Annotated in this window: 14 protein-coding genes; 3 read left to right on the plus strand and 11 right to left on the minus strand. The window is 62.3% G+C overall.

The features are described from left to right. The first annotated feature begins 20 nt into the window (after window positions 1-20). A complete protein-coding gene (locus ACVNHC_RS12035) occupies window positions 21-1,628 on the plus strand; it encodes a DEAD/DEAH box helicase (RefSeq protein WP_457167419.1) in 1,608 nt (535 codons plus the stop codon). 266 nt (window positions 1,629-1,894) lie between these two features. Beyond that, window positions 1,895-2,962, plus strand: coding sequence for a GGDEF domain-containing protein (locus tag ACVNHC_RS12040; protein WP_050475196.1), 1,068 nt, complete (start codon window positions 1,895-1,897; stop codon window positions 2,960-2,962). Window positions 2,963-2,997: 35 nt separating this feature from the next. Here ACVNHC_RS12040 and tenA read toward each other — a convergent pair whose 3' ends face one another. The 9 genes from tenA to ACVNHC_RS12085 form a co-directional block, all read right to left on the minus strand. Then, window positions 2,998-3,660, minus strand: a complete 663-nt coding sequence (tenA, locus tag ACVNHC_RS12045) for a thiaminase II (protein WP_122520170.1) — start codon at window positions 3,658-3,660, stop codon at window positions 2,998-3,000. 48 nt (window positions 3,661-3,708) lie between these two features. Then, window positions 3,709-4,086 (minus strand): HesB/IscA family protein, encoded by a 378-nt coding sequence (locus tag ACVNHC_RS12050; RefSeq protein ID WP_174235467.1) that lies wholly within the window; start codon window positions 4,084-4,086, stop codon window positions 3,709-3,711. Window positions 4,087-4,190: 104 nt separating this feature from the next. Continuing rightward, the gene (locus ACVNHC_RS12055; protein WP_019965736.1) at window positions 4,191-4,577 is read right to left on the minus strand and encodes an SUF system Fe-S cluster assembly protein; all 387 of its coding nucleotides are present in this window, start codon (window positions 4,575-4,577) and stop codon (window positions 4,191-4,193) included. A 10-nt stretch (window positions 4,578-4,587) separates the two neighbouring features. Beyond that, window positions 4,588-5,844 carry a cysteine desulfurase gene (locus tag ACVNHC_RS12060; RefSeq protein WP_082676048.1) on the minus strand — a complete coding sequence of 419 codons (1,257 nt, stop codon included), beginning with the start codon at window positions 5,842-5,844 and terminating at the stop codon, window positions 4,588-4,590. A gap of 26 nt (window positions 5,845-5,870) precedes the next feature. Next, on the minus strand, window positions 5,871-7,178 hold the full coding sequence (gene sufD / locus ACVNHC_RS12065; protein WP_457167420.1) for a Fe-S cluster assembly protein SufD: 1,308 nt from the start codon (window positions 7,176-7,178) through the stop codon (window positions 5,871-5,873). A gap of 16 nt (window positions 7,179-7,194) precedes the next feature. Continuing rightward, entirely contained in the window at window positions 7,195-7,950 is a 756-nt protein-coding gene (gene sufC / locus ACVNHC_RS12070; RefSeq protein WP_058899867.1) for a Fe-S cluster assembly ATPase SufC, read from the minus strand. 479 nt (window positions 7,951-8,429) lie between these two features. After that, the gene (locus tag ACVNHC_RS12075; protein ID WP_457167421.1) at window positions 8,430-8,771 is read right to left on the minus strand and encodes a GIY-YIG nuclease family protein; all 342 of its coding nucleotides are present in this window, start codon (window positions 8,769-8,771) and stop codon (window positions 8,430-8,432) included. A 77-nt stretch (window positions 8,772-8,848) separates the two neighbouring features. Continuing rightward, window positions 8,849-10,321, minus strand: a complete 1,473-nt coding sequence (gene sufB, locus ACVNHC_RS12080; RefSeq protein ID WP_122520174.1) for a Fe-S cluster assembly protein SufB — start codon at window positions 10,319-10,321, stop codon at window positions 8,849-8,851. Window positions 10,322-10,478: 157 nt separating this feature from the next. Continuing rightward, entirely contained in the window at window positions 10,479-11,648 is a 1,170-nt protein-coding gene (locus ACVNHC_RS12085; protein WP_457167422.1) for a cysteine desulfurase family protein, read from the minus strand. A gap of 317 nt (window positions 11,649-11,965) precedes the next feature. Between ACVNHC_RS12085 and ACVNHC_RS12090 the strand changes: the two genes are divergently transcribed. Beyond that, on the plus strand, window positions 11,966-12,685 hold the full coding sequence (locus ACVNHC_RS12090; RefSeq protein WP_050475203.1) for an alpha/beta hydrolase: 720 nt from the start codon (window positions 11,966-11,968) through the stop codon (window positions 12,683-12,685). Window positions 12,686-13,101: 416 nt separating this feature from the next. Here the strand turns inward: ACVNHC_RS12090 and ACVNHC_RS12095 are convergent, their stop codons facing one another. Next, window positions 13,102-13,488, minus strand: coding sequence for an NADH:ubiquinone oxidoreductase subunit NDUFA12 (locus ACVNHC_RS12095; protein ID WP_050475204.1), 387 nt, complete (start codon window positions 13,486-13,488; stop codon window positions 13,102-13,104). 179 nt (window positions 13,489-13,667) lie between these two features. Beyond that, window positions 13,668-14,411: a response regulator gene (locus ACVNHC_RS12100; RefSeq protein ID WP_123194376.1), complete on the minus strand. Its 744-nt coding sequence runs from the start codon at window positions 14,409-14,411 to the stop codon at window positions 13,668-13,670. Between the last annotated feature and the right edge of the window lie 607 nt (window positions 14,412-15,018).

Genomic DNA, 15,018 nt, shown 5'->3' on the forward strand with positions numbered 1-15,018 from the left:
AGAATCGGACCTCGTTCTCAATGTCATTTGACACTCTCGGCCTCAGCGAGAAAGTACTTCAGGCGGTTACGGCTGCCGGTTACAACGAACCGACCGCCATCCAGAAGGGCGCCATTCCCCACGTGCTGGAGCGGCGCGATGTTCTGGGCATCGCCCAGACCGGCACCGGCAAGACGGCCTCTTTCACGCTGCCGATGCTCACCCTTCTTGAAAAGGGCCGCGCCCGCGCACGTATGCCCCGCACTCTGATCCTTGAGCCGACGCGCGAACTCGCGGCGCAGGTTCAGGAGAATTTCGAGCGGTACGGCGTCAACCACAAGCTGAATGTCGCCCTGCTGATCGGTGGTGTTTCCTTCGGCGAGCAGGACAAGAAGATTGACCGCGGCGCCGACGTTCTGATCGCCACCCCGGGCCGTCTGCTGGATCACGTCGAGCGCGGCAAGCTGCTGCTGCAGGGTGTTGAGATCCTCGTGATCGACGAAGCCGACCGCATGCTCGACATGGGCTTCATCCCGGACATCGAGCGGATCTGCAAGCTGATCCCCTTCACCCGCCAGACCCTGTTCTTCTCGGCCACCATGCCGCCGGAAATCCAGCGCCTGACGGAAACCTTCCTGCAGAACCCGGCCAAGGTTGAAGTTTCGACACGCTCCTCCACGTCCTCGACCATCACCCAGCATCTGGTGGCGACCGGCGGAGAAGACTATGAGAAGCGCCAGACCCTGCGCGATCTTCTCGCCCAGGCCGAAGATCTGCAGAACGCCATCGTCTTCTGCAACCGCAAGGTTGACGTGGCCACCCTGTTCCGCTCGCTGGAGCGGCACGGCTTCAATGTCGGCGCGCTGCATGGCGACATGGACCAGCGCACCCGCATGACCATGCTGGACAATTTCCGCAAGGGGAACCTGAAGCTGCTCGTCGCCAGCGACGTGGCTGCCCGTGGTCTCGACATTCCGGATGTGAGCCACGTGTTCAATTTCGACGTGCCGATCCATGCGGAAGACTATGTCCACCGCATTGGCCGCACGGGCCGCGCCGGACGCCTCGGCGTTGCCTATACGCTGGTTGACGGCGACGACCAGAAGTATCTGGGCGCCATCGAGAAGGTGATCGGCAAGAGCATCGACTGGCTGGGCGAGCCGCTGGACTTTGAAGCTGCCATTGCCGAGCGCAAGGAGCGCCGCAAGGCCGCCCGCTCCGGCGGCGCCAAGACTGAACGCCCTGCCCGCCGTCCCCGCGGCGGCAGCCGCACCCAGGAGGCTGCGCCGGACGAAAGCCCGCGCGAGGAAGCTGCAGAGGTTGCCGAGGCCAAGGCACCCGCCCGCACCCGGACACGCCGCCCGCGCAAGAGCGAGACGGCCGAGGTGCAGGATGCGGCGCCGGCCGTGATGGCGGAAGATGCTCCGCAGCCGCGCATTGCCCCGCAGCAGGCACAGCCGCAGGACACCGGCCGCGAGCGCAACGACCGGCACCCCCGCGACGGCAACCGCAATCAGCCGCAGCGCGACCGCAACGGTGGCAACAACCGCCGCGGCCGCCATCAGGATGATGACCAGCCGGTCATCGGTCTCGGCGATCACATTCCCGCTTTCCTGCTCCGGGATCCGCGCGCTAAAAAGGCGTCCTGATCCAGGTTCTGAAGTCAGGTGTGGAAGCGCCGCCGCATCTGATCAGTGCGGCGGCGTTTTGCTGTGGCAATGCAGCCTGCGCCAACTGCAGCCGGAACGTACAGGGCAATCTCTGGCCGTAACGGAAACATTGTATACAGTAGAACGGAGGGCAACCGCCCCAGATTTATGCGCAATTTAACTCAGCGTTAAATTACATACTACTAGTGTTACAACATATCGAAGCGCCTCTTTGCAAGTGGCGCTCTTTTTTGGTGGGGGCCAGGATGGCAGATGCGGAGGACTTCAAGAGAACCATCACTTATGGTGAAGCGGCGCTCTCGTATATTCGACGCAATGTGATTCCTGCGCATCCGCGCAATTACGAAACCTGGTATACATATGCAGCCGGTTTCAACCAGGCTCTCAACCGCGCGATCAACGATCTGATCGCGACGAAGGGGTCGATCTCAGCCGACGATCTGCAGCGGATCTATTCGCGCTTCCTGTCTCCCAACCGGCTTGGTGACCGGGTTGACGAGGTGGGCACGCGCGTTGCCGAAGAGGTGCAGGACCTGGTCGATGCGATCCGCATCAGCACCGATGCGACGTCTGACTTCGGGAGAGCCCTCGACAATGTTCTGGGAAAGCTGCATGAAGCGCTGAATGATGAAGGGCTGAGGGATTTGACCTCGGCCATGGTCAAGGCGACCCATGCCGCCATTGCGGCCAACCGCAATCTCGAAAGTCAGCTGCTGGAATCGAACCGGCAGATCCGTTCGCTGAAGGAGAGCCTTGAGGCGATCCGCTACGAATCCCTAACCGATGAACTGACCACGCTCAGCAACCGGCGGCATTTCGACCTTGCCATTGACCGGGCGATCGAGCTGGCTTCACGCACCGGCGAAGGCTTTGCCCTGCTGCTGACGGATATCGATCACTTCAAGAGCTTCAACGACCGGTTTGGCCATCAGACCGGCGATCAGGTTCTGCGGCTCGTGTCTCTGGCCGTGAAGCAGAGCATCAAGGGTCAGGACATTGCCTGCCGCTACGGTGGCGAGGAATTCGCCATTATCCTGCCCGAGGCGCAGATCGACGATGCCATGGAGGTGGCAGAGCAGATCCGCAAGGCCGTCATGGGCAAGGAACTGGTGAAGCGCTCGACAGGTGAAAATCTCGGCCGCCTGACCCTGTCGATCGGCGTCAGTCTGTATGAAGGCGGTGATACGAGCCAGATGATCATCGGCCGCGCCGACGCTGCACTTTATGCCGCCAAGCACAGCGGCCGCAATGCCGTCCGCAGCCTGCAGAGCAACGAGCTTGCGGCCCATCAGAACGGCAGCCGCGTCGCCTGACACCCCTCATGGACCGCGCCCTGTTCGGGCACTGTTCAGGCCCCGTCCAGCCCCATCTGCCAGAAATCAGCCTCCAGAACGCTGGCCTGCCGGAACAGATGCTCCAGCCGGGCCTTGCGTGCCGGTGTTTCATAGTCTGCCGCCAGCCGGTCCATCCAGGCGGCAAAGCCACCGGCGACGTCCTGATAGGCTTCACTGGCGTATTCACTGATCCAGCGGGCATAAGGGTTCTGCGGGTCTGAGCCGGACGGCGTCTTTGCGAGCCTGGCGCCGATCTCGGCATAGCCCAGAACGCAAGGGGCCAGCGCGACGAGGAGATCCAGCAGATCCCCCTGCCCGCCCGCATCCAGCACGAAGCGGGTGTAGGCCATGGTCTGGCGCTCTTCCCGCGCCTTTTCCAGATCCTCGCGCGAAAGACCCCAGCCAGCGCACAGCTCGACGTGAAGATCCATCTCCATGTCGAGAATGGCCTTCACTCCGGCAAGCGCGTGGCGCATGTCGCCGAGCGTCGGGCTCTTGTAGATGGCCAGCGCATAGGCCCGGGCAAACTGGATGAGGAACAGATAGTCCTGCACCAGATAATGCCGGAAAGCGGCTTGCGGCAGCGTGCCGTCCTGCATCTGGCGGACAAAGGAATGCTCGACATAGGCCGTCCAGTCCGGACCGGCGGCCTCACGCAGGCGGGCAAAGAAACTCATGGATCTGCCTTCTGAAGATTCTGGCGGAGGTGTCAGGCGAAAGACGTGTCAGGCGGAAAGCGCAGCCGGATCGGCCGCCTTGAGCGATACGGATTCGCCGCAGCCGCAGGACGACACTTCATTGGGATTGCGGAAGACGAAGCCGGAGCGGAATTTCGTCGTTTCGAAATCCATCTCGCTGCCGATCAGATAGAGAACCGCCGCCGGATCGATGAAGACCTTCGCACCATCCGCCTCGATCACGTCATCGCCCGGCTGAACGCCGTCAACGAGCGCCATGGCATATTCCATGCCCGCGCAGCCGCCCTTCTTGATGCTGATGCGCAGACCGGCCTTGGGCTCATCGGCGCCGTCCACCAGTTCGCGCACGCGCTCTGCGGCTGCCGGGCTCACCTTCATGATCTGCATCTTGCGGGCCAGTGCCATGGGCTTGTTCCTTTGCGGGGGAAATGCCCCCTTCAAATAAACCGGTGGGTATTATATGGGGATTCCGCTCAGCTTTCCAACCGGCTTGCCTCCCCTGCCCGCGCTCAATACCAGTTGAGCGCGACGCGGGCTTCCTCGGACATGCGGTCCGGCGTCCACGGCGGGTCAAACACCATGCTCACATCCACGGCGCCGATACCGGGCACCGCACTGATGGCATTTTCCACCCAGCCCGGCATTTCCCCGGCCACCGGGCAGCCCGGCGCGGTCAAAGTCATGTCCACCTTCACCGAGCGGTCATCCTCGATATCGACCTTGTATATGAGGCCAAGCTCGTAGATGTCGCAGGGGATTTCCGGGTCATAGACGGTCTTCAGCGCCGCGATGATGTCATCGGTCATCCGCGCCAGTTCCTCGGCCGGAATGGCGGAAGCCGTGTTTCCGGCGGCGGTTTCCGGCTCAGCGGAAACGTGAGCGGGACTGTCGTTCATGGGTCGATCCTCAGGCAAAGAAGTCCTGCGCCTTCTGCAGGGCGGCCGCAAGGGCGTCCACTTCCTCGAAGGTGTTATAAAGGCCGAAGCTGGCACGGCAAGTGGAGGTGACGCCATAGCGCGCCAGCAGCGGCTGGGCGCAATGGGTGCCGGCACGTACCGCGACGCCTGCCCGGTCCAGCACGGTGGCTACATCATGCGCATGGGCACCCTTCATCTCGAAGGAGATGATCGCGCCCTTGCCTGGCGCCGAGCCGAAGATGCGCAAGGAGTTGAAACCGGCGAGCTTCTCCGTGGCATAGGCCAGCAGCGATGCCTCATGCCGGGCGATGTTCTCGCGTCCGAGGCTGTCCATGTAGTCGAGCGCAGCAGCAAGGCCGATCGCCTGCACGATGGGCGGCGTACCTGCCTCAAACCGGTGCGGCGGCTTCGCATAGGTAACGATATCCTCGGTCACGTCGGCGATCATCTCACCGCCGCCGCAGAACGGGCGCAGCCGCTCCAGCGCCTCCGGCTTGCCATAGAGCACGCCGATGCCGGTCGGACCATAGACCTTGTGGCCGGTCAGCACATAGTAGTCGCAGTCCATGTCGCGCACATCGACGGGCATATGCACGGCAGCCTGACTGCCATCCACCAGCACCTTGATTCCGCGCGCGTGGGCGATGCGGCAGACGTCCTTCACCGGCACTACGGTGCCCAGCACGTTGGACATCTGGGTGATGGCGACGAGCTTGGTGCGCTCGCTCAATGCCGCCTCGAAGGCCTCCAGATCGAAGGAGCCATCCTCGCGCACATAGACCCACTTCAGCACCGCGCCGTTGCGCTCGCGGTGGAAGTGCCAGGGCACGATGTTGGAGTGGTGCTCCATGATCGACAGGACGATCTCATCGCCCGGGCCGAACGTGTCCGGGCCAAGGCCGTAGGACACGAGATTGATGGCCTCGGTCGTGGAGCGGGTGAAGACGATCTCGTCCACGGATCCCGCATTGAGGAAGCGGCGCACGGTCTCGCGCGCGGCTTCGTAGTTCTCCGTCGCCGTGTTGGAGAGAAAATGCAGGCCCCGGTGCACGTTGGCATATTCCTGCGAATAGGCCTTCACCATGGCATCGATGACCGCCTGCGGCTTTTGAGCCGAAGCGCCATTGTCCAGATAGACGAGCGGCTTGCCGTAGACTTCCCGCGACAGGATCGGGAAATCACGGCGCACGGCGGCAACGTCATAGCCGGTGGCAGGGGCAGCAGCAGTCTGGCTGGCGGTCATCATTCTCTCCAATCAACAGCAGCTAAGGATCAGCCGGCGATAGCCAGCCACTCCCGCACGCGGGTCTCCAGCAGCTCGGTCACGCTCTCGCTGCCGAATTCCTCGATGGCTTCCGACAGGAAGGCGAGGACCAGCAGCGTGCGGGCTTCCGCTTCCGGAATGCCGCGGGCGCGCAGGTAGAACAGCAGGTCTTCATCGATCTGGCCGCTCGTGGCGCCGTGGGCGCACTGCACGTCATCGGCGAAGATTTCCAGTTCCGGCTTGTTGGCCATCTCGGCATCTTCGGACAGGAGCAGCGCCTGCGTCATCATACGGCCGTCCGTCTTCTGGGCGTGCGGCCGCACGATGATCTTGCCCTGATAGACGCCCTTCGCACCGGCGCCGATCACCGTCTTGAAGAATTCCCGGCTCTCGCAGTTCGGCACCGCATGGTCCACCACCAGCGTCTGGTCGCCCAGCTGCTGGCCGCGCACCATGGTCACGCCGTAGAGCTTGGCCGTGGAGTGCTCACCGGCAAAGGTGACGTAGGACTGGTTGCGGGCAAAGTCGGTCCCGGCGATGAAGCCGAGCGTCTTCAGCTCGGCCTTCGCACCAAGATGCGAGAAGGCGGTGGAGATGTGCGGCGCACGGCCCGAGCCCACGATCAGGCGGGTTACGGTCAGTGCAGCTTCATCGGCCAGCACCTGATCGGAGACGGCGTTGACGACAGCATCCTCACCGGCGGTGACGAAGCTCTCCAGCAGGGTCAGGCTCGCGCCCTTGGCCAGTTCGGTCCGCACGCGGGAATAGACCGCGCCACCAAGCGCCAGATGCACGATTTCGACCGGCAGGTCCACGGCCGTGCCCGCCTTGACCTTCAGCACCACGCCGCCCTGCAGCAGCGCCGTATTGAGTTCAAGTGCCGGATTAACTCCGGCAATTTCCGGATTGGAAAGAAGGGCTTGCGCAGAATTTTTCACAGCATCATTGAAGTTTGAAACCTCAACGCCAGCTGCTTCCAGCTTCGCCAGATCGGACACTTCGGCCACAAGACGGCCATTGGCGAGCACGATGCGCAGGCGCTCCAGCTCCGCATAGGTCTCGGCATCTGCGAGAGCAGCCTTGACCGCCTCCAGGGAAGCCGCGGCTGCCGGGGCAGCGTAGCTCTTCAGGAAGGCGCGCAGGTCCGTGTACTTCCACTCCTCGATCCGCCGGTGCGGCAGGCCGGTCGCCCGGAAACGGGCGAAGGCGGCTTCCCGCAGGCTGATCAGATCGGCGCCACCGTCCTTGAGCGCCGCAAAATGGGCCTCAAGATCGGTTTCGGCCTGTGTCGAGACGACACGCAGGTTCGCAGTCATGGTCACTCCCCGTGGCTCAGGCCGCCGCGCCGGCGTAATCGGCGTAGCCGTTCTTCTCCAGCTCAAGCGCCAGTTCCTTGCCGCCGGTCTTGACGATCTTGCCCTTGGACAGAACGTGGACGACATCCGGCACGATATGGTCGAGCAGGCGCTGGTAGTGGGTGATGACGATCATCGCCCGCTCCGGCGAGCGCAGCTTGTTGACGCCTTCCGAGACGATGCGCAGGGCGTCGATGTCGAGGCCGGAGTCCGTCTCGTCCAGCACGCAGAGCTTGGGCTCCAAGAGCGCCATCTGCAGGATTTCCGAACGCTTCTTCTCGCCGCCGGAGAATCCGACGTTGAGCGGACGCTTCAGCATGTCCATGGTGACGTTGAGGTCGGCCGCCCTGGCCTTGACCAGCTTCAGGAAATCCGGAACCGACAGCTCCGCCTCACCGCGCGCCTTGCGCTGTGCGTTGAGGGCGGTCTTCAGGAACTCCATCGTGGCAACGCCGGGGATCTCGATCGGATACTGGAAGGCGAGGAACACACCGGCAGCCGCACGCTCGTCGGCTTCCATCTCCAGCAGGTTCTCACCGTTGAACAGGATCTCGCCCTCGGTGACCTCATAGTCTTCCTTGCCCGCCAGAATGTAGGACAGGGTCGACTTGCCGGAGCCGTTCGGGCCCATGATGGCGTGAATTTCACCTGCCTTCACGGTCAGGTCGATGCCGCGCAGGATCTCGGTGCCGTCTTCGGCGATGCGGGCGTGCAGGTTCTTGATCTCAAGCATTGAGGTGGTCCTCATTTCAGTCCGGATTCAAGGTCCGGTGTGTGTCATCAGTATCAGGAGCCGGATGCCGGGCATCTGCCCGTGTCCGGCGTTCAATTGCGTTTGGCCAAGGCCTTGCTTCCATGCTCCTCGGACTTGCCCCGAGGATCTACAGCAGTTTTCACCCGAAGGTCGGTCCAACTGACTGCAGTCATTCCACGTCCTCGCGTTCTGGCACGGCCGGTTGGCATTCTCGAACCCGTCCCATAACGCATACCTGCTGATCCAGCCTGGCAGATCCTCGGGACAAGCCCGAGGATGACGAAGGGAGAGCCTGATCATCAGGCAACGCCCCCCCCCAGTCAGATCGAAATCAACTGTCCGGCAGCTACAACGGCACCGGGTTTCATGCCTCAACACTCCCACGAAAATTCCCAGCTCCGTCATCCTCGGGCTTGTCCCGAGGATCTACAGAGCCTTCAGCACGAAGATAGTTCCGGCTAATTGTAGTCATTCCACATCTGCGTGTTTTCGTGCGGGTTATAGACATTTTCGATTTCGCCCATTCTTTCGTACAGATCGAGCCAGGTCGGGTTCAGTCCTTCAATCAGCCTGATTTTCCATTCGCGCAGATAACGCTTCAGGGATTTCTCCCGCTGTATCGCCAGAACGATATTGGGGTGGCATTCAAACCAGACGAGGCTCTTGGCCTTGTACTGAGACGTGAACCCCTTCCTTGTTCCTTCCCGGTGCTCCCAGATACGCTTCTCCAGATCGCTGGTCACGCCGGTGTAGATCACCCCTCGCGGCTTGTCGGACATCATGTAGACATACCCTGCCATGACGCCCTCCCTTGCCGCCGCAGATCCTCGGGACAAGCCCGAGGATGACGCAGTGGGTGTTCGGCTTCTCTCTTACGTTACCCCACGCTGCCTTCCAGGCTGATCGAGATCAGCTTCTGGGCTTCGACGGCGAATTCCATCGGCAGCTGCTGGATCACGTCCTTGACGAAGCCGTTGACGATCAGGGCGACCGCCTCTTCCTGCGAAAGGCCGCGGGCGAGGCAGTAGAACATCTGGTCGTCGGAGATCTTCGAGGTGGTGGCCTCGTGCTCGAAGACGGCCGATGCGTTCTTGCTCTCGATATAGGGCACCGTATGCGCGCCGCAGTCCTGCCCGATCAGCAGGCTGTCGCACTGGGTGAAGTTGCGGGCGTTGGACGCCTTGCGGTGCGCCGAGACGAGGCCACGGTAGGTATTTTCCGACTTGCCGGCGGAAATGCCCTTGGAGATGATGCGGCTCGACGTGTTCTTGCCGAGATGGATCATCTTGGTGCCGCTGTCGACCTGCTGATAGCCGTTGGAAACGGCGATCGAGTAGAACTCGCCACGCGAATTGTCACCGCGCAGGATGCAGGACGGATACTTCCAGGTGATGGCCGAGCCGGTTTCCACCTGCGTCCAGGAGATCTTGGAGTTCTTGCCACGGCAGTCGCCACGCTTGGTGACGAAATTGTAGATGCCGCCCTTGCCGTCCTTGTCGCCGGGGAACCAGTTCTGGACGGTGGAATACTTGATCTCCGCGTCATCCAGCGCGATCAGCTCGACGACAGCCGCATGCAGCTGGTTCTCGTCGCGCTGCGGCGCGGTGCAGCCTTCCAGATAGGACACATAGGCGCCCTTGTCGGCGATGATCAGCGTACGCTCGAACTGGCCGGTGTTCTTCTCGTTGATGCGGAAGTAGGTGGACAGTTCCATCGGGCAGCGCACGCCCTCCGGCACATAGACGAAGGAGCCGTCGGAGAAGACCGCCGAGTTCAGCGTCGCATAATAGTTGTCCGTCACCGGAACCACAGAGCCGAGATACTTGCGGACGAGGTCCGGGTACTCGCGCAGGGCTTCGGAGATGGAACAGAAGATGACGCCGGCCTTCTTCAGCTCGTCCTTGAAGGTCGTGACCACGGACACGCTGTCGAACACGGCATCCACGGCAACCCGGTTCTTCGGCTCGACGCCGGCAAGGATCTCCTGCTCGCGCAGCGGGATGCCCAGCTTTTCGTAGGTCCGCAGCAGCTCAGGGTCCACCTCGTCAAGGCTCTTCGGCCCTTCAACGGACTTGGGCGCAGACCAGTAGTACAACTCCTGCAGGTCGATCGGCGGATAGCTGACGCGGGCCCAGGTGGGCTCTTCCATGGTCTGGAAGCGGCGCAGCGCATCAAGGCGCCACTCGGTCATCCACTCAGGCTCGTTCTTCTTGGCCGAAAGGAAGCGCACGGTTTCCTCGGAAAGGCCCTTTGCCGCCGTTTCCGACTCGATGTCGGTGACGAAGCCATATTTGTACTGGTCGACGTCAATCGCTTTGACCCGGTCGATCGTTTCCTGCACAGCGGGCATGTCTTTGTCTCCATTCCGCCGCCCTCAGATCCGGGGCGGTCCATCTTCCCTGCCCCCGTTCTACGGCGGCAGGGTCATCTCAGGTTCAGCCCGCCGGCACAAAAGAGGCTGGGGGGCGGTTTCAGGCCCCGTTCGGGGCAATTTCAAAACCGTATCTTCAGGCTGCCTCGCCGGTTGCCGAAGGGTTGAGCGTCGCCGCCACCCGGGCCCAGACCTCCAGGAAGCGGGCAATGTCCGCCTCCTGCGTCGTCCAGCCAAGGCTGACCCGCAGCGCACAGCGTCCCAGATCCTCCGAAACGCCCATGGCGGTGAGCACATGCGACGCGCCGACCTTGCCCGAGGAGCAAGCCGAGCCGGAGGAAAGGGCGATGCCGTTGAGGTCCAGAGCCATAAGCGCCATTTCGGACGGGACGCCCGGAACGGCAAAACACGACGTGTTCGCAAGGCGGGGCGCGTCCGCGCCAAACACCACCGTTGATCCAGATATAAGGCGCAAACCCTCTTCGAGAAGCCCCTGAAGCCTTGCGAGACTTGCAAATTCCTCAAGCATTGTGGAGCCATCGCGCGCAATGGCACCGAAAGCAGCAATAGCGGCGGCATTTTCCGTGCCCGCACGCCGGTGCTGCTCCTGCCCGCCACCAATCAGCAGAGGCGCTGGTGCCAGCGCAGATGTGCGCAGCACAAGTGCTCCGATGCCCTGCGGACCGCCCATCTTGTGGGCAGACAGGCTCACCGCATCCGCCTGCCATCCGGCAATATCCACCGGCAGGCGGCCACCGAACTGCACGGCATCCACATGGAAGATGCCGCCAGCGGCCTTCACCTTTGCACCGATTTCGGCCAGAGGCTGGATGACGCCCGTTTCATTGTTCGCCGCCATCACCGACACAAGCGCGGGGCCTCCAGCGGCCAGCAGCTCGTCCAGATGATCAAGCCGCAGGACGCCGTTTTCGCCGGTGGCGATATGGGAAATCTCGCGCGCAGCAAAGCGTCCGCCCGCGCGCACGCTCGGGTGCTCAACGGCGGACATCAGCAGCCGGTCCAGATAGACCGGGCCGTCATTGCCCTGCCAGCGCGGGCTGAGGGCCAGCACATTGGCTTCCGTCGCACCGCTGGTGAAGATGACGGAGCGGGCCTTGACGCCGCACATGGCGGCCAGCGCCTCGCGCGCATCCTCGACGATGCCGCGCAGCTTGCGCCCTTCCCCATGCACCGAGGACGGGTTGCCCGTGACGCCCAGCACCTCGACCATGCGCGCAAGCGCCTGCGGGCGCAGAGGCGCGCTCGCGTTGTGATCCAGATAAAGCCGCTCGGTTCCGCCGTTCATGGCCCGGTTCCAACTCCATTCAGCCTGGTTTGCCCTCTTCGCCTGCTGGCGTTCGGACAAGGCCGGTAGCGCCTCTTTTTCAAGTCAAGTCAACGGAAAACTTGAAATTCCCCGCCCACATGATGATAAGTGCGCCAAGCGCCCGAATTCGAACCGGCACGCTTCACGCGGCTGCATTCGAATTTGAAGCATTCTAAAGAAGCTTTTAGAAACTCGGAACCTCAGAGTCAAGTTTCCTGCTCAGGGATTCCACGTACAAATTCCTCATTTTTTCCGGACCAGAAGGCCCGGAAAACGAGAAAAGGACATCGCGCTTCATGCCCGAGGTGATTTTCAACGGCCCTGCCGGACGTCTGGAAGGCCGTTTCCATCCCGCCAAAAAGCGGAACGCGCCCATCGCACTGGTGCTGCATCCGCATCCGCAGTTCGGCGGGACGATGAACAATCAGGTCGTCTACCAGCTGTATTACATGTTCGCCCAGCGTGGTTTTGCCGTGCTGCGCTTCAACTTCCGTGGCGTCGGCCGGTCGCAGGGGTCCTTCGACCACGGCCAGGGCGAGCTGTCGGATGCCGCCGCGGCCCTCGACTGGGTGCAGACGGTTCATCCCGACGCACGCGGCTGCTGGATTGCCGGCTTCTCCTTCGGCGCCTGGATCGGCATGCAGCTTCTGATGCGCCGTCCGGAAGTGGAAGGCTTCATCTCGGTGGCCCCTCCGGCGAACCTCTTCGACTTCTCCTTCCTCGCGCCCTGCCCGTCGTCCGGTCTGCTCATCCATGGCGATAACGACAAGGTCGTGCCGCAGAAGGACGTGCAGAACCTCGTCGACAAGCTGAAGACGCAGAAGGGCATCGTCATCGATCACGAGACGATCCCCGGCGCGAACCACTTCTTCGAGAACAGCGTCGAGGAACTGATGCTGCGCTGTGGCACCTATCTCGACAAGCGCCTCGGCGTTGACGCCCTCCCCGTCCTGCCGCCGCCCCCGGCGGACACGGGCGAGGAGTTTGCCGAAGATCTGGACGAAGACGAGGAGTAATCCCCGTCATTTGTCCGGCGAAAGCCGTTCACGGCGTATCGAAACCCGTCAGAGCAATCTGGCGGGTTTTTGTTTGGGGGGCGCCGCAGAGGGGGCTGTAAGGGGCTCTGTGCCTTCCATCTCGCCTGGGCCGTCGCCCCGGCCATCGAGCCGGGGACCACTCGCTTCCAGAGCAGCGATGACATGTTTCCAAAGCTGAGGCTCGCAAGGGTAGCAGAGACTGCCGCACGGCTCGGCGCAACGGTAGCGCTCTGCAAATGAGTAGGCCCCGGCTCGCGCTCCGCTTGGCCGGGGCGACGGCCGAGAGGAGGCAAGGGCCTCGCCCCCCGCTCAACAAAAAACCCGCCGGATAACACCAGCGGGTTCTTCAAATTCAAGCAGCACTGCGCGGCTTACTGGCCCAATTACTGGCCCAATTACTGGCCAGGCGTCCAGGCCTGATAGTCGCCGGTCACTTCCGGGCGCTTTTCCGGGGTCAGGATCGAGCCCTTGGGACGGTAAGCCTCCGGCGTGCCGGTGCGGTTGCCGTGATGCGGCGCCTGCCAGGACTTGGCGTGATAGTTCTCTTCTGTCGGCGGCGTATCGACGCGGTGGTGCATCCATCCATGCCAGCCCGGAGGGATCATCGAAGCTTCGGCGAGGCCATTATAGATGACCCAGCGCTTCTTGCCGCCCCGCTCCTTGTAATAGGTGTTGCCGAACTCGTCCTGACCGACAAGCTCGCCCTTGCGCCAGGTGAAGAACCGGGTGCCCATGGTCTGGCCGTTCCACCAGGTGAAGATTTGCAGGAGAAGGGTCTTCATCCGCTGTCTGCTCCGAATCGGGCGGACCAACTGCCGCCCCCGAAAAGGACTGGCTGCCAATGCAGCCCGATGTTGCGGCAACATGTAGCCGGAATTCTCCGGCCCGTCCACACGGCTGCGGCATTTTGCGCCGCTTCGCCGCAGCGCCGGAACAGGAAACCGGCCGCCTGGCGCTGCAGCTATCTCAGAGCCTTGCGCAGCGCAGCGAATCGCGGCCCCGGCACCGGCGGTTTCGGCTCGTCCGTCTTCGGCTTCTGCACCGGCTTTGGGGCGGTCCGGGCAACAGCCGCCATGCGTCCGGCCTGCGAATCAAGCGCCGCTGCGGCGTTCGAGCCATCCTCGTTGAAGACGTGCTCCACCGTCTCCTTCACTTCCTGATAGCGGCGGGTCGCCCGCTGGTGATAGGCCCGTGCACCATCCAGCGTCTTCATCTTGTCCGCCTGCTGCTCCAGCAAAAGGCCAACGCCTTCAATCGAGTAAAAACCGTTCTTGTCAGGGATCATCTCCCTTGCATCATTGAGCAGCCAGTTCAGCCGGGCGTGGAGCATGGAGGGCGAAACGGGCTTGGCCAACAGATGATGCGCCCCTGCCCGGAAGGCCTTCTCGACAAAGGCCCGCGTGCCATGGGCGGTGACGAACAGCAGCGGCACAAAACAGAGCGGTGCCATGTTCTTGTGCCGGATCAGCCGCAACATCTGGTAGCCCGTCGCCGGTTCCATGCGCCAGTCGGAGATGATGAGATTGGGCGGCTCGGTGAGCATGGATTCCAGCGCCGCATCCACCGTATCGAACACCCGCACCCGCTCGACCTTGAAGCTTAGAAGTATCGAGCGAAGAATGGTCTGCATCTGCCTTGAATCCTCGACGACAACCACGTCGAGTTCCTCGAAGGTCAGGCCATAGGCCGCATGATGGTTGGACATGAAATCAGGGCCCCTGCCGGAGATGAACCGCCCTTCTTCTCGCATGCCGCGCTTAAACCCGCTTGAAATGCGGTGGCGGCCTTTTCGTCAAATTGTCATCATCAATCAGCAACATGGCAGGCATTGCTGGCATCATCCCCGCATGGGCCCCTCGCGCGCTTCAACTTGATGCAAAATTGCAATGACCTGCATCAAATCACGGCTTTCCCCCGCTCTCCCCGATTTCCACAAGAGCTACTAGATTTAGATTGCCGGCCAATTTTTACACACAAGCGATAGTTCCACAAACTTGACGGTAACCGATGATTCACACTAATGTCCGGAACGTCACGATGAGTGTTCCGGCGGGCAGACTGGCGTCTGTTTCCGCCCAGTAGAACCGGTTTCCGGCAGCATCATGGACAGCGGCAGCGGCCTCCCGCGCGCCGCCTTCCGTTGCGCTGGCAGCTTGGACATCGCGGCACCCGGCTTCTGGCCGTCCGCATGCGGAAACACCAGTGGCAGGCCACCAGGGTGGCAGGATCAGGGAATTCCTCACTGAAAGAGTGAGCCCGGCTCTGAACCGGGCCTCGATTGACAGGGTAGCGGCACTATTGAACGTCCGGGA

This window comes from Pannonibacter sp. Q-1 (assembly GCF_054073275.1).

Coding starts and splice junctions, on each gene's coding strand:
- ACVNHC_RS12035 (WP_457167419.1), top strand. CDS start 21: ATGTCATTTGACACTCTCGGCCTCAGCGAGAAAGTACTTCAGGCGGTT.
- ACVNHC_RS12040 (WP_050475196.1), top strand. CDS start 1,895: ATGGCAGATGCGGAGGACTTCAAGAGAACCATCACTTATGGTGAAGCG.
- tenA (WP_122520170.1), bottom strand. CDS start 3,660: ATGAGTTTCTTTGCCCGCCTGCGTGAGGCCGCCGGTCCGGACTGGACG.
- ACVNHC_RS12050 (WP_174235467.1), bottom strand. CDS start 4,086: ATGGCACTGGCCCGCAAGATGCAGATCATGAAGGTGAGCCCGGCAGCC.
- ACVNHC_RS12055 (WP_019965736.1), bottom strand. CDS start 4,577: ATGAACGACAGTCCCGCTCACGTTTCCGCTGAGCCGGAAACCGCCGCC.
- ACVNHC_RS12060 (WP_082676048.1), bottom strand. CDS start 5,844: ATGATGACCGCCAGCCAGACTGCTGCTGCCCCTGCCACCGGCTATGAC.
- sufD (WP_457167420.1), bottom strand. CDS start 7,178: ATGACTGCGAACCTGCGTGTCGTCTCGACACAGGCCGAAACCGATCTT.
- sufC (WP_058899867.1), bottom strand. CDS start 7,950: ATGCTTGAGATCAAGAACCTGCACGCCCGCATCGCCGAAGACGGCACC.
- ACVNHC_RS12075 (WP_457167421.1), bottom strand. CDS start 8,771: ATGGCAGGGTATGTCTACATGATGTCCGACAAGCCGCGAGGGGTGATC.
- sufB (WP_122520174.1), bottom strand. CDS start 10,321: ATGCCCGCTGTGCAGGAAACGATCGACCGGGTCAAAGCGATTGACGTC.
- ACVNHC_RS12085 (WP_457167422.1), bottom strand. CDS start 11,648: ATGAACGGCGGAACCGAGCGGCTTTATCTGGATCACAACGCGAGCGCG.
- ACVNHC_RS12090 (WP_050475203.1), top strand. CDS start 11,966: ATGCCCGAGGTGATTTTCAACGGCCCTGCCGGACGTCTGGAAGGCCGT.
- ACVNHC_RS12095 (WP_050475204.1), bottom strand. CDS start 13,488: ATGAAGACCCTTCTCCTGCAAATCTTCACCTGGTGGAACGGCCAGACC.
- ACVNHC_RS12100 (WP_123194376.1), bottom strand. CDS start 14,411: ATGTCCAACCATCATGCGGCCTATGGCCTGACCTTCGAGGAACTCGAC.